We start from the raw sequence: 20,220 nt of genomic DNA on the forward strand, positions 1-20,220 counted from the left end.
CCTGCTCAGACGGCGTGACTGCGGATTGCCCAGAATTCCATCTCCAGCCCCGGGAACTCCCCGGCGAGATGCAGGGCAAAGGCCCCGGACTTCTCCATCTCTTTCCATAACTCCCCGCCCTTCTCCAGCTGGAAGTAGTTGTAACCGGCGTGCCAGGGGATTTGCGGCGGTGCGGTCGGCATTGCGCGCAGCACCATGCCCGGCAGCTGCAGCTGCACCAGATCGCGAATTTTGGTCACCGGGGCGACTTTCATCTGCGCCGGGAAGTGGGTTTGCAGCGCGTCGGCCGGTACGTTAGCGCGCACCGCCAGCACGAAGCCAAACTCGCGCACCATTGACGCTTCGGTAACCGTCGCCACGTTAAGGCCGTGGGAGCGCTCGGTCAGCGGCAGCTGGATGGCGTTCTCTTCCATCACCTGCGACAGCCCCTGGCGCAGCAGCAGCGTCAGTTGCCCGAAGCAGCCTGCCAGATCATCGTGGTTATACACCGGCAGCGTATTGTGCGGCCCGCGCTGCGGCGTCCAGCTGGTGAGCTCGCTGGCAAAGGCCAGCCAGTGCTGGAACAGCGCTTCCGGGTGCAGCAGCGGCAGATTTTTAACATGGCTGATGTGGCCCAGCTGCTGGTTGATCAGTGCCAGCAGCATAAAGTCGACCATATCAGCGGTATTGAAGCGCCCGGACTGCTGCAGGCGCTGGCCGATCTGCTGGCTGCGCTGCTCCAGCAGGCCGTGAATATCGCCGACATATTCGTACAGCAGCGGCTGGCTGATGGCGTTAAGCATCGGCGGGATATAGCTGCTGTCGAGGCGCAGCTGGCTGTCGCTGCGCTTTTCGCTGACCCGCGCCACGCCAATCGCCGTCCATTCCGCGGTCAGTTCGCTCTCCAGCATTAGCCGCAGGCGCAGGCGCCCAAACTGCACGGCCGCCTGCCCGACCGAGATGGCGTTGAAATCATCGACTTCGCGTTCGAAGCTGATAAAGCGCGCCAGGGAATCCCCCGCTTCGCTGAAAATCACCTCTTCGCGCCCGCCGCGCCGTACCGGCAGTGCCAGCACCACTTTCACGTTGGTTTGGTTGTCCGGAATGCTTAGCGGGGGCGGCGACTGGCGCGCATCGCGAAACGAGAAGGCGGTGCCATCCGGCAGCAGCCCGCTGGCGGAGACCAGCGCCACTTTGCCCTGGCGCAGCATCGCCTCGTCGAATTCGATATCGTGCAGCCCCCACAGATAGGGGCGCTGTGCCAGGCCCCAATCACGCAGGGTGCTGTGCAGGTGGCTTTCAGACTGCTGGAAATGGTGCGGGCGCAGGAACATGCCTTCGGTCCAGACCACTTTTTCTGCTTTGCTCATGTTGGCTCCTGTCTCCGGCGCTGTCAGTTTTTCACCACGCGGATGCCGCTGATATCCGCAATGACTTCGGCATGCAGCTCATCGTCCGACCCCTTCCAGACCTCATAAAAACGGCTGTCTGAAGGCTGCGGTAACGGCAGGGAGAGACGCCATCTCTTGCCATCCAGCGCCTGGTATTCCGCCATGATGGCGATGTAGCGCGCGCCAGGGTTGTTCTGCCCGACGATTTTTTTATTGGTTTGGCCCGGCATCAGGAAGAACTGCTCGCTGTCCAGCAGGTTGGCACCCAGCACGCTCTGCGCGTTGTTTTGCAGAGAGTAAAAATCAGCCGACATGAAATCCGCATCGGATTTCAGCCACAGCACGCGCACTTTCAGCGGTGCCGACTGGTTAATTTGCGGATGCGCCTGGAACAGCAGGCTGTATTGCGTGGGTGTGTCTCGTGAAGATGAACCGCAGCCGGCCAGCAGTGCCAGCGCGGTGAGGCAAAGCACCTGAAGGCTCAGGCGCCAAATATTCAGTCTGTTCATAATCGGGCGACCATTAACGATTAATCGATGATCCAGGTTCCGCTGTTGCTGCTCTGGCACGCTTTGCTATCGCCATCCACCGCAACGCAGGTTTTTTTCGCCGGAGCGCGCACGCGCTTACGGCGCTGATCGGCCTTTATCGTTTTGTCGTAAATGTCGCTTTTCACACCGGCTCGCAGCGGCACGTAGCCCAGCAGCTGCTCCTGCCCGCTTTCGGCAATTGCCAGCCAGTTATTCTCTACGGTTCCCAGCACGGTGAAGCTCTGCGCGTTATCCAGGTTACGCACCAGCTTGCCGCCAAAGTCAGGTCGGCTCATCACTGAGGCGCCGTACAGCGCACGGTACTCTTCGTTGACGGGCGTGAAGCTCTGCGGCGGAGTGATAGCGTGGCGATAGCTCAGCTTCACCCCATCGACAGTACTGGAAACAATCGTGTCATCCGTCATTGGCGGCGGTGGTGCTTTGCATCCGGCAACGCTCAACACAAACAGCAGGCTTAATGCGATACGAATTTTCACCATGATCCTCATACGTTTCTCAAAATGACAGGGACGGGCAGATATGCCCGCAGAACAGCACCAAAAAAAGACAGCAGTACAGATTTAACCAGCAGGAAGGGGGCAGCGTGCCGGGCATTTGCCAGCGAAGCGCTGCTGAGCCAGGCAAGAATCAAGTCACCAGGATTTATCCGCTGCTTCCTGCAGGCGAGATTGATCAAAAGCTCACATCAGACAAGATTACTGATTTACATAAGCGATACATCAATAAGACGAGAGTGATAACGGTACCACCCAGGATCATTGATTAATTTGCAACGATTATAAAAGTAAAAATCAATAGGTTACGATTAGAACAGATTAGACCAGATAGCTACCATTACACTTATAATTCGGAAACTTATGGCTACAGCTCCAAATGGAGCCAAAAATGAATTGTAAAGCACCACAGGCGGCAACAATCCTTACCACACCAGCAAACAACCGCAATTACGATCAATAACATCAAGTTACAAAGACTTGTCGCGCTGGAATTTGGCTATAGCTACCGCATGAGGCTGACAAAAGTCATCTCAAAAAGGTAATGGGAAGTATTTATTTGTAAATTTCACGATAAGTTTACAGACAACATTCAACAATTCAACGTGCTTGATCCACTTAAGTTATAATTAGGATTACTTAACTATCACTGTTAAGACAAATATCACTCAATTTCAGAAGTTACTTAGGATTAATCCTAGAAATTCTTATTGATTATTTATCAAATCGCGTAATTGACGTGCAAAATTGTGAAATATCCGAAACAAAAATTTTTTAAAAAAACTGTTTATGCCGGTACTAAATGAGACGCAGTTAGCGCCCGGCCACAATGAGATTGGGGTATCAGACTTAAATCCTGGTTCTGTGCCACAAGGCAGTAAATGAGAGTAATAACCACTACGAAGGCAGCAGAAAGCTCTAATCTGGCAGGTTAAGACAAATTTAAGGATGGGCGTTCACTGGATATAAGTGTCTCAAAAGTGGAGAGAATTTCGCACTCGAGGGGGCAGAAAAGGGGCAAATAGGGACATCACCCGCGGCCAATCAGGACAATCAGCCGCAGGCAGCCGGGGGGTTAAAGACCCAGCAGACGTTGTAGTTCGTTCAGAGAAGTCACCTGCCAGGTCGGCGCAATGCCTTCCGGCAGGCTGCGGCCATCGGCATTCAGCCAGCAGGTCGCCATGCCGGCGTTGATACCACCAAGAATATCGGAATCCGGGTTGTCACCCACCATCAGCACGCGCTCGCGCGGCGGGTTGCCCATCTGGTTCAGAGCATAATCAAAGATTGCCGGGTGCGGTTTGGCGTGGCCGACCTGTTCGGAGATCACCAGCAGATCGAAGTAGCCGAGGAAGCCGGTACGCTCCAGACGCGCCTGCTGCAGTGCGGTAAAGCCGTTGGTGATAATCCCCATCTTCACCCTCCCCTTCAGCGCGTTGAGTAACTCAACGGCACCCGGCAGCGGCGTGCAGATCTCGGCCATCGCCGTCAGGAAACCGCTGTTAAGATGGTGCGCGGTGACGTTCAGCCTGCTGGCCCAGCCTTCGAATCGACGCTGCTGCAGCTGAAGTGCGCTGATAGCGCCGTTCTGGTAGTCGACCCACAGCGGCTTGTTGATCGCCTGGTAGTCGTCGTAGTCCGCCTTGTTGAACTGTACATCGTACTGCTGAAACAGACGCTGCAAGCCGGCGAACGCATCAAAGTGGAACAGCGTTTCGTCAGCGTCAAAAAGAATCCAGTCACGGTTTTGTAGCATTGGAGCATTCCTTACTTACTTGAAGGTCAGGCGTAATGTGTCATTTATATCGTGAGGGCCATCATGATCGCGTCTTCTTTACCGTCCCTGGTTGGATAATAGTTACGGCGGATCGAGACCTCGTTGAAATCCAGCTGCTCATAGAGCGCGATAGCAGCAGCGTTTGAGGCGCGCACTTCCAGCCACAGCGTCATCACCCCGCGCTGCTCCAGCTCGCCGATCAGATGACGTAACAGCTCCCGCCCGAGGCCACGGCGCTGAAAGGCCGGGTCCACCGCCAGGTTAAACAGCGTCGCTTCATCCAGCACCACCTGCGTAATGGCGAAGGCTGCCAGCACGCCGTCGACGCGCAGGGCAAAATTCAGATAGCGCTCGCCCTGATTGCTGGCTAGTGTCTTTTCTGTCCAGGGGAAAGCGTGGCTACGCTGCTCAATGGCAAACGCCGGCTCAAGGTCTTGCGTGGTGAGTAAAGAAATCTGATTCATGTTGGCAAATTTGCAGCCAGAGCGCCCGTTTGGCGTCGGCATTGTGATAAAGCTCCGCCAGCACTGGCGAAGCGATTTGAGTTCCGGCTAAGGCCACCGGGGCGTCCAGCCCTAAACGCCAGCTGTTACAGCGGGCGTCATCCGGCAACATCGCCAGCTGGTCGGGAGTGAGTAATTGCACCTGCGGTGCCTGCAGGTTCAGGGCGCGCAGCACGTCCGCCACCAGCGGATCCTGCAGGACGGGCGGGGTATCCGCCACAATCACCAGGCGGGTTTCAGCGGGTAACGTCACCGCAATCTCCCCCTGCAGGGCGCGCGGACGCCGCAGCGTATACTGCGTTATGCCCATTTGCTGTAATAACCAGTCACGTCTGGAAGACATCTTTTTTTCCTGTCTGGTCGCCCGTTTGCGCGCCTATGCTAGCAAACCCGATGATTAAGAGCCAACAAACGACTATAATCCCCGCTCTGAAATTAAAGGAGCCATCGATGTCCGCATTTACCCCGGCCAGTGAAGTGATACTGCGCCACAGTGATGAATTTACTGAACGCCGCGTGCTGTTTGCTGGCGACCTGCAGGATGACCTGCCCGCCCAACTGGATACCGCGCTCAGCCGGGTACATACCCAGCAGTATCATCACTGGCAGATCCTCAGCCGCGCCCTGGGAGAAAATGCCCATTATGGCCTCGTCGCCACGGCCGACATGGTCGCCGACTGCAATACGCTGGTGTACTACTGGCCGAAGAACAAGCCGGAAGCGCAGTTCCAGCTGCAAAACCTGCTGGCCCTGCTGCCGGTGGGTAGCGATGTTTTCGTCATCGGTGAAAACCGCAGCGGCGTGCGCAGCGCCGAGCAGATGCTGGAAGGCTGGTGTTCACTTGAGAAAATCGACAGCGCGCGCCGCTGCGGTCTGTATCACGGCCAGCTGGAGAAACAGCCAGCGTTCGACGTCGATACCTTCTGGGACGAATACCCGCTGGGCGACCTGACGGTGAAAACCCTGCCGGGGGTGTTCAGCCGCGACGGTCTGGACATCGGTAGCCAGCTGCTGCTCTCCACCCTCAAGCCGCATATGAAAGGCAAAGTGCTGGATATGGGCTGCGGCGCCGGGGTGCTCTCCGCGATGATCGCCAGCTTCTCGCCAAAAGTGCGCCTGACGCTGACCGATGTCAACGCGGCGGCGATTGAAGCCAGTAAAGCCACGCTGGCAGCCAACCAGCTGGAAGGCGAAGTGTTCGCCAGTAATGTTTACACCGACATCCCCGGCCGCTTCGATATGATCATCTCTAACCCGCCATTCCACGATGGCGTGCAGACCAGCCTGGATGCGGCACAGACGCTGATCCGCGGGGCCATCACCCACCTGAACACCGGCGGTGAGCTGCGCATTGTCGCCAACGCCTTCCTGCCTTATCCGCAGGTGCTGGACGAAACCTTCGGCAGCCACGAAGTGCTGCTACAGAATGGCCGTTTCAAAGTGTACCGCGCCGTTAAAGGCCGCCCACCTAAGAAATAGTACGCCGCAATCCGTAGGGTCGGGCATGCCCGACCCGCTTCAAACGTTACGGCAGCGCTGTTTTTCCAGGCTGTTGTTTCAACAATAAGAAATAACTGTTGACGTCCCTGGTAAAATCTCTAGAATGCGCCTCCGTGGTTGCGATATAACGTTGTTATGTTGCGGGTATGCGAAGGTGGCGGAATTGGTAGACGCGCTAGCTTCAGGTGTTAGTGTCTTAACGGACGTGAGGGTTCAAGTCCCTCTCTTCGCACCAAAAACCACGTTGTTCATATTACGCAGCATCTGCGCGAAGGTGGCGGAATTGGTAGACGCGCTAGCTTCAGGTGTTAGTGTCTTAACGGACGTGAGGGTTCAAGTCCCTCTCTTCGCACCATTTGCGGTGATATGAATAAGCAGTACGATAGTTCAACAGGACGCGAAGGTGGCGGAATTGGTAGACGCGCTAGCTTCAGGTGTTAGTGTCTTAACGGACGTGAGGGTTCAAGTCCCTCTCTTCGCACCATGTTGAATCCCTCAGTAGTGACTCCCACCGTATTTCATCCGTTTTTTCTCTGATATCAACACTCCCTGTTGTTGTCTGTTCATCCCTGTTTTATCCGTTCATCACCCTGACGTAAAATTCACCGAAATCGCCGCAACGCCGCCCGCCAGTGCTATGCACGATGGCAGCAGCATGTAGTGACGCAGCCGTTTATGAAACAGCATCACCAGGGTTGCGAGGAACGCCGCCACCATCAGTACGCGCCATTCACTGAACGACAGCTCCATCATCGCCACCAGCGGCATCATGGCGCACGGCAGCAGGATCCCCCAGCCGCTATCCAGTCGTTTACCTATCATCCAGCTTCCCCCCTAATCCACACGCTTACAAATGATAATGATTACCAATAGCATATGATAGTTCTTATCATTTTGCAGCAACATTGTTGAAACTTTGACCCCGCAGATGACAGTTCCAGCTTTAAGTGGTAGATTGGCAGCGAACACTATTAAGATAATTCTTATAATAACAACTCAAAACTATTCCAGGTTGGGATATCGGCCATCACGCAATGATAGCGTTTTGATATTTCAGGGCAGTCATGAGTATTCATAATGAAAATACAAAGCTACGATGAATTGCTGCACAGCAAGCGTCGGCTATCGCTGATGCTATTTCTATTTTTAAACACAGCTACCGCTTCATTCTGCATGCTGCGCGTGAATGGCTATGCCGCGTCAATGGTAACCAAGCCCTCCCTCGCGATAGTAATAATGAGCGTCACCTTACTGATATGGATGTTGTTAAAGCCTTTAGGGAAATTTCCGCTATTAAATATTGCGGCGCTGATTACCGGAATACTTTGGGCGTGGCAAATTGTGGTTAAGTATAATCAGGCGTTTTATTTTGACGACAGCTATCTGATGATGGCGCTGGTCAGCGTGTTCTTTATCAGCGCCATTGCGCTGGGAGATCACCTGTTGGCCTTTTGCCTGCATACCGCCCCGGCCTCCGTGGCGGTGCTGATGCTCGATCAGGGGCAAAACACGCTGCTGATACTGTTCACGATTACGCTGCCGCTGATTGGCTTCACCCTGCACCACCTGATGCAGCGCCGTCGCGACCACTTTACCCGGCGGCTGGTGAGCCAGCTGTATGAAGAGAAAGAGACTTACAGCGATCTCAGCATGCTTGACCCGCTGACCGGGCTGTATAACCGGCGCGGGCTGAAAAACCGCCTTGAAAATATTCTGGAGAATCACGCTGGCAGCCACTTTGTGCTGCTGCTGGATATCGACCATTTCAAGGCCTATAACGACAATTACGGCCATGCGATGGGTGATCAGGCGCTGGCGCGGGTATCAGTGGCGATCCGTGATGCCGTGCGCTCGCGCGATATCGTCAGCCGCTACGGCGGCGAAGAGTTTTTGGTGCTGCTGACCAACGTGAATGAGTCGATTGCCCTGAAGCTGGCCGAGCGCATCCGCCAGTACGTGCTCGACCTGGATATTCCTCATCACTTTAACGATCGGGTCGCAACACACGTCACCGTCAGCGCCGGAATTGCGCCACTGATTGAAGAGGATTTTGATACTGCGCTGGCTAATGCAGATAGGGCATTATATCTGGCAAAAAACCAGGGCCGTAATACTATACTCAGCCATCAGGATTTGATTAAAAAACCACTGACTCAGGCCGCCGACGCGCTGTAAAAATGAATGAGCCTGGATAACAGGCTCATTCATTTTCAAAACTTCTCCTTTACTTAATACAAACGCTTTATTGCCCACGCCGAATAAGATATTAAGCCAAATTAAATCGAGAACAGTGTAAATAGCACCGCTGTTTTTTCATTCTGCGCGATTTTTTTGCCGTTTACAGATTGCTAACAATATGGCAATTTTATCGGCTAAAAATTCAGGAGAACAGCATGAGTCTGGAATCTGTCAGGCAGTTTTTTGCCGAACGCGCCCCCGAAATCAGCATCATTGAACTGGCGGAAAGCACTGCCACCGTCGATCTGGCGGCGAAAGCCCACCGGGTCACCCCAGGGCAGATCGCCAAAACCCTGTCGCTGAAGGTGAAAGACCGCGTGGTGCTGATCGTCACCCGTGGCGATGCGCGGCTGGACAACCGTAAGCTGAAAGAGGCGCTGGGCAGCAAGGCGCGCATGCTGAGTACCGATGAAGTGGTCACCTGGACCGGGCACCCGGTCGGCGGCGTCTGCCCGTTCGGGCTGGAGCATCCGCTGACCGTCTATTGTGATGTGTCGCTAAAGGATTTTGACGAGGTGCTGCCTGCCGCAGGCGCTATCCATAGCGCAGTGCGCATTACCCCCGACTATATGGCGCAGCTCACCGACGCCGAATGGGTGGATGTATGCCAACCGCCGATGAAACCGTAGGGGACGACCGCTTTTCTGGTCGTCCCGCAGCGCGGCCCCAACATGAACGGGCGGACCGGAAAAGAGGGTCCGCCTCTACTTAACTCACGGCTGCCCGGAGATTTTGACGCCGCGCGTTTCGCGCCCGAAGGCGACAATCACGCAGATCAGCACCGCGACGGTGCCCGCCACAATCGCCATCGCCAGACCGTAATTGTTGCCGTGCGCCTCCGCGATTTTTGACTGCAGCGTGGCATTGACCGAGGCAATCAGATTCCCCAGCTGGTAGACAAAACCCGGCAGCACCGCACGCGCATTGGCCGGCACCAGCTCGGTGAGATAGGTCGGCACCACGCCCCAGGCTCCCTGCACCATAAACTGCATCAGGAATGCACCGATGCCCACAGCCCAGGAGCCGCTGGAGAAAGCCCACAGCGGCAGCACCGGCAGCGCAAGGAACGCGGCAATTATCATCGCCTTTTTACGCCCGATCTTCTCCGACAGCGAACCAAAGAAGACGCCGCCCAGCATGGCGGCGATGTTGTAGCAAATGGCAATGATGCTGATGACGTGCGGCTCTAAGCCGTGCTGCACCTTAAGGAAGGTTGGGTAGAGATCCTGCGTGCCGTGGCTGAAGAAGTTAAAGCAGGCCATCAGCAGCACCAGATATACACACAGCTTCCAGTGGCTTTTCAATACGGGCATCAGCGCGCTGCTCTCTTTGCGCTCGCGTGCCGCCAGCCACACCGGCGACTCCGGCACTTTGAAATAGATAAACGGCAGCAGCAGGATAGGCAGCGCGCCAATCAGGAACATGCCGCGCCAGCCGACCAGGCTGTAGCACAGGCCGAAGATCACCGACGCCAGCAGGTAACCGCACGGATAGCCCGCCTGGAATACGCCCGACATCAGCCCGCGTGAACGGTCAGGAATGGTTTCCATCGCCAGCGAGGAGGCCACGCCCCACACTCCGCCCATCGCCACGCCGTAAATCACGCGGAACACCAGGAACCACTCCAGCGTCGGCGACCAGGCCGACAGCAGTTCGAAAATGGTGAAGGTGATGATATTCACCATCAGGATCGGGCGGCGGCCAAATTTCTCTGCCAGGCGGCCAAACAGCAGCGCGCCAATCGGTCGCACCGCCAGCGTCAGCATAATCGCCAGCGAAACCTCGGAAATTTTAGTATTAAAGTTTGCGGCAATATCGCTCAACACGAAGACCAGAATAAAGAAGTCAAACGCGTCCAGCGTCCAGCTGGCAAAGCTGGCAAACGCCACGTTGCGCTGGGTTGAAGTCCAGTTAAACATAGGGTCAGATCCTGTCTTATAGGGCGAGAGGGGTGTTAACCTTTTGTTTATAACATGTAATACAGGTGTTTCCGGGCGGCCTTTTGTCAGGCTTAGATTCAGGCTGTAAGCGCGCGTTTCATTCTATTACCCATGTAATCATTAGCCCACTAACCGTGTTTCAACTTAAATCGCCTTAATCTGAGCAATAATCTTTTCCATCCCGGCAATCAATTCACGTACAATCCGCGCATGTCTCTATGCGAATTTTCTTATACCCGCAGTCGGCAGGCCGCCTGGCTTGGCCTGCTGGCGATACTGCTGCTGTTTGTTGCTCCGGTGATTTCCAAATCACTGGCGGATCGGCGCGGCGGTGACAGCATGATGATGCATCATGCGATGGGTATGGAGATGGAGATGGAGATGGCCGGGATGCCGGCGATGGACCAGCCGATGCCGGACCATCATCCGCTGTCAATGATGGATGACAGCGCCTGCGGCTACTGCGTGCTGCTGGCGCACCTGCCGCTCGACATGCTGGTGCTGCCGCTGCTGTGGTCGGCGCTTCAGGCGGCCAAACCGCCCCAGCTGCCGCTGGTGCAGTCGGTTGCCGCACGCATTGTTCCCCGCTATTTCCACCCTCGCGCCCCGCCGCAGACAGTCGCTTTCCTGTAATCACGTCATTTATTGCCTGCCCGTGCGCAGGCCCTGATGGATGCCTGTTTATCAGGCGGATGGAAGAGACTATGTCAGAACAACTAAAACCTATCCCCCTGCACGCCAGCCAGAGCCGCAGCAGCGTGCTGCCGCTGCTGCGTCGCCTGCATTTCTATATCGGGCTGTTTATCGCCCCGTTTATCTTTATCGCCGCGCTGACCGGCACGCTGTATGTGCTGACCCCGCAGCTGGAAAAGGCGCTGTATCATCAGCAGCTGTTTACCGCCTCCAGCGGAGTGGACCAGCCGCTGTCTGCCCAGGTGGCGCGCGCCAGCGAGTTTAACGGACCTGGTGCGAGGATTGTGGCGGTACGCCCGGCCCCGCACGAGGGCGAAACCACGCGAGTGATGTTTTCCCGCCCCGGTCTGGGACCGTCGGAGAGCCAGGCGATATTTATCGACCCGAAAACGCTGGAAGTGCGCGGCTCGCTGACCGTCTACGGCACCAGCGGCATCCTGCCGCTGCGCACCTGGCTCGACTATCTGCACCGCAGCCTGCTGCTGGGCGAGGTCGGGCGCAACTACAGCGAACTGGCCGCCAGCTGGCTGTGGATAGCCGCGCTGGGCGGTGCTCTGCTGTGGGCCACCCGCCGCCCGCCGCGCCGTAAAGCCAGTGCGCAGCCAACGCGCGCGCAGCGCCTGGCCGGGCAGCGCCACTGGCACACCACGCTCGGGCTGGCGCTGCTGCTTGGTCTGGTATTTTTCTCCGCCACCGGGCTGACGTGGTCGCGCTGGGCCGGAGAGAATATCGCCCAATTGCGCAGTCATTTCGGCTGGTTAACACCCCAGGTCAATACGGCCCTGCATCCCGAACCGGCGATGGCGATGCCGATGGATGAACACGCCGAGCATCAGGGCCATAGGATGATGGCGCACGATGCCGCGCAAGTGGCGATCCATCCCGCACAGTTTGATCGCGTGCTCAGCGCAGCGCGGGCAGCCGGGATTGATGCGGCGAAGCTTGAGATCCGCCCCGCTTACCAGGCGGATAAGGCCTGGACGGTGAATGAGATTGACCGCAGCTGGCCAACCCAGGTCGACAGCGTGGCGGTCAATCCGCAGAGTAATCAGGTGATTGATAAGGTGGAGTTCGCCCAGTTTGGCCTGCTGGCGAAGCTGACGCGCTGGGGCGTGGATGCGCATATGGGGGTGCTGTTCGGGCTGGCGAATCAGCTGGTGCTGGCGCTGTTTGGCCTTGGGCTGTGCGTGATGATCGTCATCGGCTACCGCATGTGGTGGCTGCGCCGCCCGGCGGGTGGCAGGGTTGCCCCGCTGGATACCCTGCTCGGCTGCTGGCGCCCGCTTTCAATCAGCGCCCGTTTCCTGCTGCTGGTGATCGTTGCGGTTGCGGCGGTGAGCTTGCCGGTGATGGGCGCCAGCCTGCTGGTGCTGCTGGCGATAGATATGTGGCGCTGGCGTAGTGTCACGACATAAACACCCGATGTATATCATCGGCACGGGACGACCGGAAAAATGGTCTTCATCGTAATGGGTGCAAATCATCGGCACGGGACGACCGGAAAAAATGGTCGTCCCCTACGGTGGGGCGGGCATGCCCGACCCGGGATTTAAGCCAACGGCTTTGCCAGATAACGTTCCAGCATCCCCAGCAGGCGCTGGTTATTCACCGTCTGCAGCACGTGGACTAACCCACCCTGCGGCTGACCGATACCCACATCCACCCGCAGCGGCTGGCGGAAACGCCAGGATTTCCCGCGCGTCATGCCCGGCCGCAGCTCGACATCGACAAAATAGTCAGCGGCGGTGGCCACCTGCTGATTCAGCAGCCACGCCACCACCAGCGCATCGTGGATCCAGCAGCCCGGCAGATGACGGGTATGGATGGAATAGTCAATCCACGGCCGCAGCGTCTCGGTGACAAAGCGCGCCAGCACCGTATCGATTTTAGCGATGCGATTCAGATCCTGATGGGTCATCAGCGTCTGGCTGGTGACATCCATCGGCACTAGGGTGATGTTTGCCCCGCTGCTCAGCACCCTGTGCGCCGCTTCCGGGTCGATGCCAAAGTTGGTGTCTTTAATAAAGTCGTCCAGCGCAAACACCCCGCCCATAATGGCGATCTCCTGCACCGCATCGGCCATCTCCGGGTAACGCTCCAGCGCCAGCGCCACATTGGTCAGCGGGCCGATCGCCACCAGGGTAATTTTGCCCGGGTTGGCGCAAATCAGCTGCCCCATCGCATCGGCAGCCTCCTGCGGCGGCGGTGAACAGGGCGGCGGCTGACGCACGCCGCGCCACAGATGTGCCAGCTGGCTGGTGTGCACCCGCGTATCCAGCGCTTCACGCCAGGCGGCGGCGGGTTCACACAGTGCGGCATCCGCACCTTTGATCACCGGCACCGCTTGCCCGGTGCGCTCCATCAGATCTTTCGCCACGCTGTATCCGACATCGCTGGGCGTGTTGCCCGCCACGATGGTGATCAGCTCCAGCGAGATCTCCGGAGCGGCCATCGCCAGCGCGATAGCCAGCCCGTCATCGACGTTGGCGCCTGCAATACCATTCCCCGGATCGCAATCAATAATTAATCGTTTCATTTATCGGTTTCTTATTATCGGGCCAGCTTGCAGCCACAGGACTCGCCAATTTCCAGCTGGTGAGAAAACTCACGCAGCGTGGTCTCTCCTTTCCATGCCGCGAGCATCTTAATCGCGGTTTTTGCCATCTCCTGCACCGGCTGACGTACCGTGGTCAGCGAAGGAACATGAAAGGCGGATTGCTCGGTGCCATTGAAACAGACCAGCGCAATATCGTGCGGGACGCGGATCCCCTGCTCGGAGAGCGCACGGATGCAGCCAATCGCCTGCGCTTCGTTGGCGGTGAACAGCGCGCGTGGACGAGTGGCGCCCTGCAGCATCTGCTGTGCCGCCTGATAACCGCCGCTGCGGGTGTAAGGCGCGGCGAAAACCCACTCTTCGCGCTGCGCCACGCCCTGTTCAGCCAGCGCTTCGCGCCAGCCCTGCAGACGATCCTGCGCGTTAAGCATCTCCAGCGGGCCGGAGATAATCCCCACGTCCTGATAGCCGTGGCTTAACAGATGCGCCGTCACCTGGCGCGAAGCCGCGCGCTCATCAACGCGCAGCACGCTGACCTGCAGGCTGGGATCGACTCTGTCCAGCATCACAAACGGCGTATTGCTGGCCTGCAGAACATCAATATAGGGGTGGCGATCGACGCTGGTGTAAATCAGGCCGTTGACCTGCTGGCCGAGCAGATTGTTGATCAGCTGCAGCTCGCGCTTGCGGTTATCGCCAGAGTCGCCGAGCAGCATCACCATGTCATTGGCCTGAGCTTCCTGCTGCAAGGCATTTGCCAGCGAGGCGATAAACGCATTGTTGATATTCGGCACCACCAGCCCGTAGGTTTTGGTGGTGCCGGAAGCCAGCGCTCGCGCGTGGCCGGGGCCACCGGGCGCGGGCCGTTGTTGACGACGTAGCTCACCACCGCCACCGAGGTTCCTGCCTCTTTCGCCACATCGGCGCGGGTTGCGCGCTGAGGGTTCTGTTTGCTCACAGGCATTTTCCTTTGGTTTGAAACAGCTCAAAGCCGGGAACAGGTTCCCGGCTCACGCATCCTTTGAGTTCGTTATCCCTGTTTATATCGCATCGTTCGGGTCATTAAGATCGCGCCCGCGGGTTTCCGGTGCCACAAAGGTGGTAAGGAAGCCAATGCCCGCCATCACCGCAAAATAGGTCGCAATCGGCCACCAGTGCCCGGTCCAGGAGAGCAGCGCCGCAGCCACTAGCGGCGCGGTGCCGCCGGAGAGAATCGAGCCAATCTCTTTCGCCGTCGCCATTTTAGTGTAGCGGTGGGTTACCCCGAACATCTCAACGCCCCACGCGGCCTGCACGCCAAAGATCCCGAGCGATGCCAGCCCCATGCCGGTGACGATGGTGGCAATGACAATCGCCGGCTCGCGCGAATCGAGCAGCATAAAAGCCGGGAAGGCGTAGAGGATTAACAGCAGACAGAAGCAGCGATAGGTAATGCGACGACCGAAGCGGTCCGAGAGCCAGCCGGCCAGCGGGATAATCAGGAAGCCGAGCAGCGAGGCGATAAATACGGCAGTGGTGGCAACGGACTTATCCACCGCCAGCACTTTCACCACGTAACCAATGATAAAGCCCTGGGCCAGATACGACGGGCCGTTCTCACCGATGCGCAGGCCAATCATGGTCAGGAAGGCACGGCTGCGGCGCCAGAAACCGCGGGTATCGGCCTCCTGCGGCTGCGCGGCGATTCGCTGCTCACGCTGCGCTTCAACTTCCGCTTTCTTGCGTTCAAATACCGGCGTTTCTCGCAGATGGCGGCGGATCCACAGTGCCACCAGCGCAATCAGCGAGCTGCACAGGAACGGAATACGCCAGCCCCACTCCTGCAATGACTGCTGGTCCATCTGCACCACCGCCAGCCACACCAGTGACGCCACCAGCGTACCGCTGTTGGAGCCAAGAGCAATAATCGAAGAGACCAGCCCACGCCGCTGCGCCGGGGCATATTCGCCCAGCATCACCGTGCCGCCGGACAGCTCCGCCCCTGCGCCAAAGCCCTGACTAAAGCGCAGGACCACCAAACAGGCAGGCGCCCACAGGCCAATTGAAGCATAGCTGGGGATAAGACCGATAAGCGTGGTGGAAGCGCCCATCAGGATGATGGTGGAGACCATGACGACTTTACGACCCTTACGGTCGCCCAGCCAGCCAAAGAACAGTGCGCCAATCGGGCGGGCAATAAAGCCGACAGACCAGGTCGCGAAGGTGGAAAGCAGTGCCATGGCGGGGGTGGCTTCGGGGAAGAAGACATCGCCAAAGATAATCCCGGCGGCAAGGCCATATAACGCGAAATCGGCATATTCCATCGCCGTGCCGAGCCAGCAGGACAAGGTGGCACGCCAGAAATCTTTGCGTCCTTCGGGGGTGGTTAAACGTTCATCTGCCGCCGAGGTGGCTGGCATTGCACTATCCGATGCGACGTTTTGCGGTGTAGACATGAAAATTTCCCTGATGTGAGGAGTTCAGTTTGTCACCTTCCCTGGTTCGCACTCCTCCGCAGAGGAAAATTCGCCAGTGAAGATGCTGATATAAAAGCCATGACGAAAGGTCGTGTAAGGTTCCCTGGTGTTGGAACGCTTCTTCGCTTTGCGCCGCCGGTCTAAAAATGACCAGTCGTATAAGTTACGCGAAACTAAGTTGACCTTCAGGTGACTGCTAACCATCAAGCACCGTGAATTTTCACTACGGAGCTATTGTATCTACGCGGGTAGATAAATCAAGCCATCGCAGCACAATTAATTAGATTATCTTGACATTCACAACCAGGACCTGCCAAAAAATCAAATAAAATCAACGGGCTGAATCGTGTGAAAAACATGCAATTTTTTTCTATCGCGCCACGGGGCAGCAAAACTTAAGACAAATGAGGTTAAACCGCGCGCTGGCCCGACGTTTTTAACCGCTGGATGTTGCGCTTTGATGACATCGTCTGAAAAATGCCGGGGCGTTTGTCTTGATGCCGGGGAGTGGTTAAGCTGACGGACGGAATAAGCAGGCGAGATGCGATGACCATAACTCTGATGCGCCACGGTAAACCCGACCACCACCTCCCCGGCCGCCGCTCGGCGCTGGCGATGGCGCAGTGGTGCGAGGCTTACGATCTGGCTGAGATCTGCGATCGTCCGCCGGAACGCAGCCTGCGGCTGGCGGCGCGGGCGCAGGTGATCGTCACCAGCCCGCTGCCGCGCGCGCGTTCGTCGCTGGCGAAGCTGGGCAGGCAGGCGCAGCACGTCGATGCGTTATACCGTGAGGTGGCGATGCCGGTGATGCCGCTGGCGTTCCCTGCTCTGCCGCCGCTGCTGTGGCTGCCGCTGCTGCGCGCAATGTGGCTGTTTGGCTACAAAGGGGAGGTGGAGTCATACGCCGAGGCAAAGCAGCGCGCGGCGCGTGCCGCCCTGCAGCTGATTGCGCTATCCCGGCACGGCGATGTGCTGCTGGTCGGCCACGGCATCATGAACAAACTGATTGCGCGCCAGCTGCGCAAGCTCGGCTGGCTGGGGGAGAAACACGCCAGCAGCCGCCACTGGAGCAGTGCCATCTACCACCCGCCGCTGATTTAAATCCCGATACGCTGCTTAAGCGCGGTGCGCGACGCCTGCAGCGCACTCCCGGCACGGGCTTCATCCGGTATCGCGCGCGCCAGCGCCATCGCGCCGATCATCTCCGCCTGCACCGAACTCGCCAGCATTCGTGCTTCTTCATGCCCCAGCGCACTCAGCCACTGCACCAGCAAAGCATGCATCGCCTGAATCCCCTGGTCAAAGCGCTGACGTGCCTCCGGCGGCAGGCGCGAAGCTTCACCGCTCAGTGACGGCAGCGGGCAGCTGCACTCCGGTGCATTACGCGCCTCGGGCGACAGGTAGAGGTCAATCAGCTGTGCCAGCTGCTGCGCGACGCTGCCGTCGCTTATTTCGCTGCGCACGCGCGCGTGGGTCTGATCGAACATCTGCCCGACCACCTGCGCCACCAGATCGTCACGCGAGCTAAAGTGCGCATAGAAGCCGCCGTGGGTCAGCCCAACGCGCTTCATCAGCGCCGCTACGCCGATCCCCTCGGTGCCGACCACGCGCATGATCGCCGCCGCCTCATCGAGAATGCGCTGGCGGGTACGTTCTTTGTGACTGACTGCTTCTGACATAACGGCTTCCTGAATGAGTGCCCACAGGCAAGGGCTATCAGAGTAATTATTATGATCGTCATATTCAATGCGGGTGGCGTATTGACAGTATATATGATGACCGTCATATTAGCTCAGGGCAAACATGATGACCATCATATAGAGGAATAACCATGACAACGGCAACTTTGGGTACGGCAGTGATTACGGGCGCGTCGAGCGGCATTGGCGCGGTCTATGCCGAGCGCCTGGCGGCACGCGGCTATAACGTCCTGCTGGTGGCACGTGACCAGCAGCGGTTAGAGAAGCTGGCGCAGCAGCTGGCCGACAAGTACGGCATCAGCAGCGAAGTGCTGGCGGCGGACCTGACCAATAAGCAGGACCTTGCCCGCGTTGAGCAGCGCCTGCGCAGCGACGCCAGCATCAGCCTGCTGGTGAATAATGCCGGAATGAGCGTGGATGGCGACTTCCTCGATAACGATATCGACAGGGTAGAGACGATGATTGCGCTGAATATCCTCGCCCCCACCCGCCTTGCGCACGCCGCAGGCAATGCATTTAAAGCTCGCGGCCACGGTACGCTGATCAACGTGGCTTCGGTGCTGGCGCTGGTGCATGAGATGTTCAACGGCGCGTATAACGCCAGTAAATCATTTGTGCTGACCTTCAGCCGTTCGCTGGAAGCGTCGCTGAGTGCGCACGGCGTGCGCGTGCAGGCGGTGCTGCCGGGCTTAACGCGCACCGAAATTTTCGAGCGCTCCGGCAAATCACTGGACGAGGTGCCGCCGCAGATGATTATGGAGGTTGATACGCTGGTTGATGCCGCGCTGGCGGGACTCGACCTGGGCGAGAGCGTGACGATTGCATCACTGGAAAACATTGAGAAATGGCAGGCCTACGAGGCAAGTCGTGCGGCGCTGATCCCCGATTTATCACGCGATCGGTCAGCGTCACGCTACCGTTAACGCCTGCGCGGCGCGGGCTGCGGCAGATAACGGTTATGATTCAACCAGTTCCGGCCAAAATAAATTTGCCTGGAATTGCAGCAGACAACGGTTAAGCGCTGGATCGGGCCGCGCAGTTACATTATAATCCTGCGCCTCAGGCCCCATAGCTCAGTTGGTTAGAGCACGCGACTCATAATCGCTTGGTCGCTGGTTCAAGTCCAGCTGGGGCCACCAGATTTTAGCTTTATAATCATATAATTAAGCCATCCTGAAAGGGGTGGCTTTTTTGTTTCTCAGACTTTGTGTCGCAAAAGTGTCTCCCTGTTCCCCTCTGCCCATTCCGGATGGTCACTGGTCGATATTTAACTGATAGATTATCTATTCATCTACCTATTCATTTATCTATTCATAAATCGATTCAACCTTATGCATGAACCCTCTGACAGGATACGCCAGTTGCTCAACCAGGGGCCGATGACTTCCCGGCAACTGACTGAAATAATGGGTATTAGTCAGCCAACGCTGTCTCGTGCATTGCGGATTCTCGGCGAGGAGATGGTGCGAATCGGAGCGGGTCCATCTATCCAGTATGCCCTGCATGATGCCTGGTGCGGATTCCGAACTCCCCCCTTCACCGCATCAGCAATGAAGGGCGCGTGCAGCTTTATGAGTGTAGTTTTGACATCAGCTGATTTAGCCACCTGTCACGATGGCTTTTTTGATGTTTTTTACAGGGTCGATAAAATGGCTCAGGTATTTTTACCACTCAACCTTTGTGGTCTGGCGGCGCGGAAGGGAATCAGAAGCAGGCAATCATATCCTTTAATTACAGGCTAAAAACACTATGCTGCCTGTTCTTCCTGGCTTTTTCTCTTCGCCATAAATTCCGTTACGGAAGTTACCCGGCTAATCTCTTCCTGAGCGCGTGCATCATTTTCAACTTCCCAAATATCAACGCTGTTCTGCAGGTTTAACCAAAACTCGACGCTGGTTTCAAATGCAGCGGCCAGCCTGAAGGCCATGTCAGGCGTTAGTTTGCGGTTGTTATTGACCAGTGCGCTAACAGAATTGCGATGCATATTGATCATCTGAGCTAAATCATTGATTTTTAAACCAAGCGGCTCCAGATATTCGTATTGAAGAATATCTTTAACAGCGCTGGGTTTACGGGGTGTAAGTGCCATAATTCAATCTCCTTTTGAATTATCCTTAATTTTTGCTCGCTAGCTCTTCCATTCTGGCGCGCATCGATTCGCGCACATGTTGATTTCTCATGTTCAGTGACGCATTTCCATGAGCATCAGTGGTAATTTTACTGTTATCAGTCTGCTGAACATCTTGATGCATCACCCCCTGAATCATTTTTCCGGGTGCTGCCAACATCTTGCGGAGAAGTTCACGCATAAATCCTCCCGATGGGACTAAAACTTCTGGCGAAAGGGGGAATATTACCTCTCTCTCCCATTACAGGACAGCATTAGACCGCCGCACTATAGTATAAAATTCCATCAATCGCATTTTACGATAAAGGCCGTAAAA

The 20,220-nt window shown here is 56.9% G+C and carries 21 protein-coding genes, 4 tRNA genes and 1 pseudogene; 12 read left to right on the top strand and 14 right to left on the bottom strand.

The annotated features are described in order from the left end of the window. Window positions 1–5: 5 nt before the first annotated feature. From tssK to ID864_RS05790, 6 genes are all read right to left on the bottom strand, one after another. Window positions 6–1,349 (bottom strand): type VI secretion system baseplate subunit TssK, encoded by a 1,344-nt coding sequence (tssK, locus tag ID864_RS05765; RefSeq protein ID WP_048914718.1) that lies wholly within the window; start codon window positions 1,347–1,349, stop codon window positions 6–8. 23 nt (window positions 1,350–1,372) lie between these two features. Next, entirely contained in the window at window positions 1,373–1,879 is a 507-nt protein-coding gene (gene tssJ, locus ID864_RS05770) for a type VI secretion system lipoprotein TssJ (protein WP_133624696.1), read from the bottom strand. Between the two features lie 20 nt (window positions 1,880–1,899). Then, complete coding sequence (locus ID864_RS05775) at window positions 1,900–2,397, bottom strand: hypothetical protein (protein ID WP_062818463.1); 498 nt, start codon at window positions 2,395–2,397, stop codon at window positions 1,900–1,902. A gap of 1,093 nt (window positions 2,398–3,490) precedes the next feature. Further along, entirely contained in the window at window positions 3,491–4,171 is a 681-nt protein-coding gene (gene yjjG, locus ID864_RS05780; RefSeq protein ID WP_048914716.1) for a pyrimidine 5'-nucleotidase, read from the bottom strand. 44 nt (window positions 4,172–4,215) lie between these two features. Continuing rightward, window positions 4,216–4,656, bottom strand: coding sequence for a ribosomal protein S18-alanine N-acetyltransferase (rimI, locus tag ID864_RS05785; RefSeq protein ID WP_048914715.1), 441 nt, complete (start codon window positions 4,654–4,656; stop codon window positions 4,216–4,218). Further along, window positions 4,619–5,038, bottom strand: coding sequence for a DNA polymerase III subunit psi (locus tag ID864_RS05790; RefSeq protein ID WP_048914714.1), 420 nt, complete (start codon window positions 5,036–5,038; stop codon window positions 4,619–4,621). Before ID864_RS05790 ends, rimI begins: the two co-directional genes overlap by 38 nt. A 107-nt stretch (window positions 5,039–5,145) precedes the next feature. Here ID864_RS05790 and rsmC point away from each other — a divergent pair, with 107 nt between their 5' ends. The 4 genes from rsmC to ID864_RS05810 all read left to right on the top strand — a co-directional run bounded on the left by rsmC (window position 5,146) and on the right by ID864_RS05810 (window position 6,679). After that, window positions 5,146–6,174, top strand: a complete 1,029-nt coding sequence (rsmC, locus tag ID864_RS05795) for a 16S rRNA (guanine(1207)-N(2))-methyltransferase RsmC (protein ID WP_191149545.1) — start codon at window positions 5,146–5,148, stop codon at window positions 6,172–6,174. Window positions 6,175–6,343: 169 nt separating this feature from the next. Then, a tRNA-Leu gene (locus ID864_RS05800) sits at window positions 6,344–6,430 on the top strand. A 33-nt stretch (window positions 6,431–6,463) separates the two neighbouring features. Next, a tRNA-Leu gene (locus ID864_RS05805) sits at window positions 6,464–6,550 on the top strand. 42 nt (window positions 6,551–6,592) lie between these two features. Beyond that, a tRNA-Leu gene (locus ID864_RS05810) sits at window positions 6,593–6,679 on the top strand. Window positions 6,680–6,780: 101 nt separating this feature from the next. On the opposite strand, the gene ID864_RS05815 is transcribed toward ID864_RS05810, so the two are convergent. Continuing rightward, the gene (locus ID864_RS05815) at window positions 6,781–7,017 is read right to left on the bottom strand and encodes a DUF1435 domain-containing protein (protein ID WP_062818456.1); all 237 of its coding nucleotides are present in this window, start codon (window positions 7,015–7,017) and stop codon (window positions 6,781–6,783) included. Window positions 7,018–7,272: 255 nt separating this feature from the next. Here ID864_RS05815 and ID864_RS05820 point away from each other — a divergent pair, with 255 nt between their 5' ends. Together ID864_RS05820 and ID864_RS05825 are read left to right on the top strand one after the other, a co-directional pair. Continuing rightward, complete coding sequence (locus ID864_RS05820) at window positions 7,273–8,370, top strand: GGDEF domain-containing protein (RefSeq protein WP_048914712.1); 1,098 nt, start codon at window positions 7,273–7,275, stop codon at window positions 8,368–8,370. Between the two features lie 218 nt (window positions 8,371–8,588). After that, on the top strand, window positions 8,589–9,062 hold the full coding sequence (locus tag ID864_RS05825) for a YbaK/EbsC family protein (protein WP_048914711.1): 474 nt from the start codon (window positions 8,589–8,591) through the stop codon (window positions 9,060–9,062). 84 nt (window positions 9,063–9,146) lie between these two features. Here ID864_RS05825 and ID864_RS05830 read toward each other — a convergent pair whose 3' ends face one another. After that, a complete protein-coding gene (locus tag ID864_RS05830; protein ID WP_048914710.1) occupies window positions 9,147–10,352 on the bottom strand; it encodes an MFS transporter in 1,206 nt (401 codons plus the stop codon). 231 nt (window positions 10,353–10,583) lie between these two features. Here ID864_RS05830 and ID864_RS05835 point away from each other — a divergent pair, with 231 nt between their 5' ends. Further along, on the top strand, window positions 10,584–11,006 hold the full coding sequence (locus ID864_RS05835; RefSeq protein WP_048914709.1) for a DUF2946 domain-containing protein: 423 nt from the start codon (window positions 10,584–10,586) through the stop codon (window positions 11,004–11,006). Between the two features lie 59 nt (window positions 11,007–11,065). Next, window positions 11,066–12,481: a PepSY-associated TM helix domain-containing protein gene (locus ID864_RS05840; RefSeq protein ID WP_191149546.1), complete on the top strand. Its 1,416-nt coding sequence runs from the start codon at window positions 11,066–11,068 to the stop codon at window positions 12,479–12,481. 134 nt (window positions 12,482–12,615) lie between these two features. Here the strand turns inward: ID864_RS05840 and ID864_RS05845 are convergent, their stop codons facing one another. The 3 genes and pseudogenes from ID864_RS05845 to ID864_RS05855 form a co-directional block, all read right to left on the bottom strand. Further along, window positions 12,616–13,602, bottom strand: coding sequence for a nucleoside hydrolase (locus tag ID864_RS05845; RefSeq protein ID WP_191149547.1), 987 nt, complete (start codon window positions 13,600–13,602; stop codon window positions 12,616–12,618). A gap of 14 nt (window positions 13,603–13,616) precedes the next feature. Further along, a pseudogene (locus tag ID864_RS05850) lies at window positions 13,617–14,578 on the bottom strand (LacI family DNA-binding transcriptional regulator). Window positions 14,579–14,660: 82 nt separating this feature from the next. After that, window positions 14,661–16,055 carry an MFS transporter gene (locus ID864_RS05855; protein WP_048914705.1) on the bottom strand — a complete coding sequence of 465 codons (1,395 nt, stop codon included), beginning with the start codon at window positions 16,053–16,055 and terminating at the stop codon, window positions 14,661–14,663. Window positions 16,056–16,622: 567 nt separating this feature from the next. Between ID864_RS05855 and ID864_RS05860 the strand changes: the two genes are divergently transcribed. Beyond that, on the top strand, window positions 16,623–17,177 hold the full coding sequence (locus tag ID864_RS05860) for a histidine phosphatase family protein (protein ID WP_048914704.1): 555 nt from the start codon (window positions 16,623–16,625) through the stop codon (window positions 17,175–17,177). Here ID864_RS05860 and ID864_RS05865 read toward each other — a convergent pair. Next, window positions 17,174–17,755, bottom strand: a complete 582-nt coding sequence (locus ID864_RS05865) for a TetR/AcrR family transcriptional regulator (RefSeq protein WP_187497508.1) — start codon at window positions 17,753–17,755, stop codon at window positions 17,174–17,176. The genes ID864_RS05860 and ID864_RS05865 overlap by 4 nt on opposite strands. Before the next feature lie 152 nt (window positions 17,756–17,907). On the opposite strand from ID864_RS05865, the gene ID864_RS05870 reads away from it, so the two are divergent. The 3 genes from ID864_RS05870 to ID864_RS05880 all read left to right on the top strand — a co-directional run bounded on the left by ID864_RS05870 (window position 17,908) and on the right by ID864_RS05880 (window position 19,518). Further along, window positions 17,908–18,699 (top strand): SDR family NAD(P)-dependent oxidoreductase, encoded by a 792-nt coding sequence (locus ID864_RS05870; protein ID WP_187497509.1) that lies wholly within the window; start codon window positions 17,908–17,910, stop codon window positions 18,697–18,699. A 139-nt stretch (window positions 18,700–18,838) separates the two neighbouring features. Then, window positions 18,839–18,915, top strand: a tRNA-Ile gene (locus ID864_RS05875). A gap of 240 nt (window positions 18,916–19,155) precedes the next feature. After that, complete coding sequence (locus tag ID864_RS05880) at window positions 19,156–19,518, top strand: hypothetical protein (RefSeq protein ID WP_263575956.1); 363 nt, start codon at window positions 19,156–19,158, stop codon at window positions 19,516–19,518. Window positions 19,519–19,523: 5 nt separating this feature from the next. On the opposite strand, the gene ID864_RS05885 is transcribed toward ID864_RS05880, so the two are convergent. Both ID864_RS05885 and ID864_RS05890 read right to left on the bottom strand, forming a co-directional pair. Further along, window positions 19,524–19,865, bottom strand: coding sequence for a HigA family addiction module antitoxin (locus ID864_RS05885; RefSeq protein WP_191149549.1), 342 nt, complete (start codon window positions 19,863–19,865; stop codon window positions 19,524–19,526). Window positions 19,866–19,890: 25 nt separating this feature from the next. Beyond that, window positions 19,891–20,085 carry a hypothetical protein gene (locus ID864_RS05890; RefSeq protein WP_099754355.1) on the bottom strand — a complete coding sequence of 65 codons (195 nt, stop codon included), beginning with the start codon at window positions 20,083–20,085 and terminating at the stop codon, window positions 19,891–19,893. Window positions 20,086–20,220: the final 135 nt, after the last annotated feature.

It is taken from the genome of Erwinia aphidicola, assembly GCF_014773485.1.
GTDB classification, from domain to species: Bacteria; Pseudomonadota; Gammaproteobacteria; order Enterobacterales; family Enterobacteriaceae; genus Erwinia; species Erwinia aphidicola.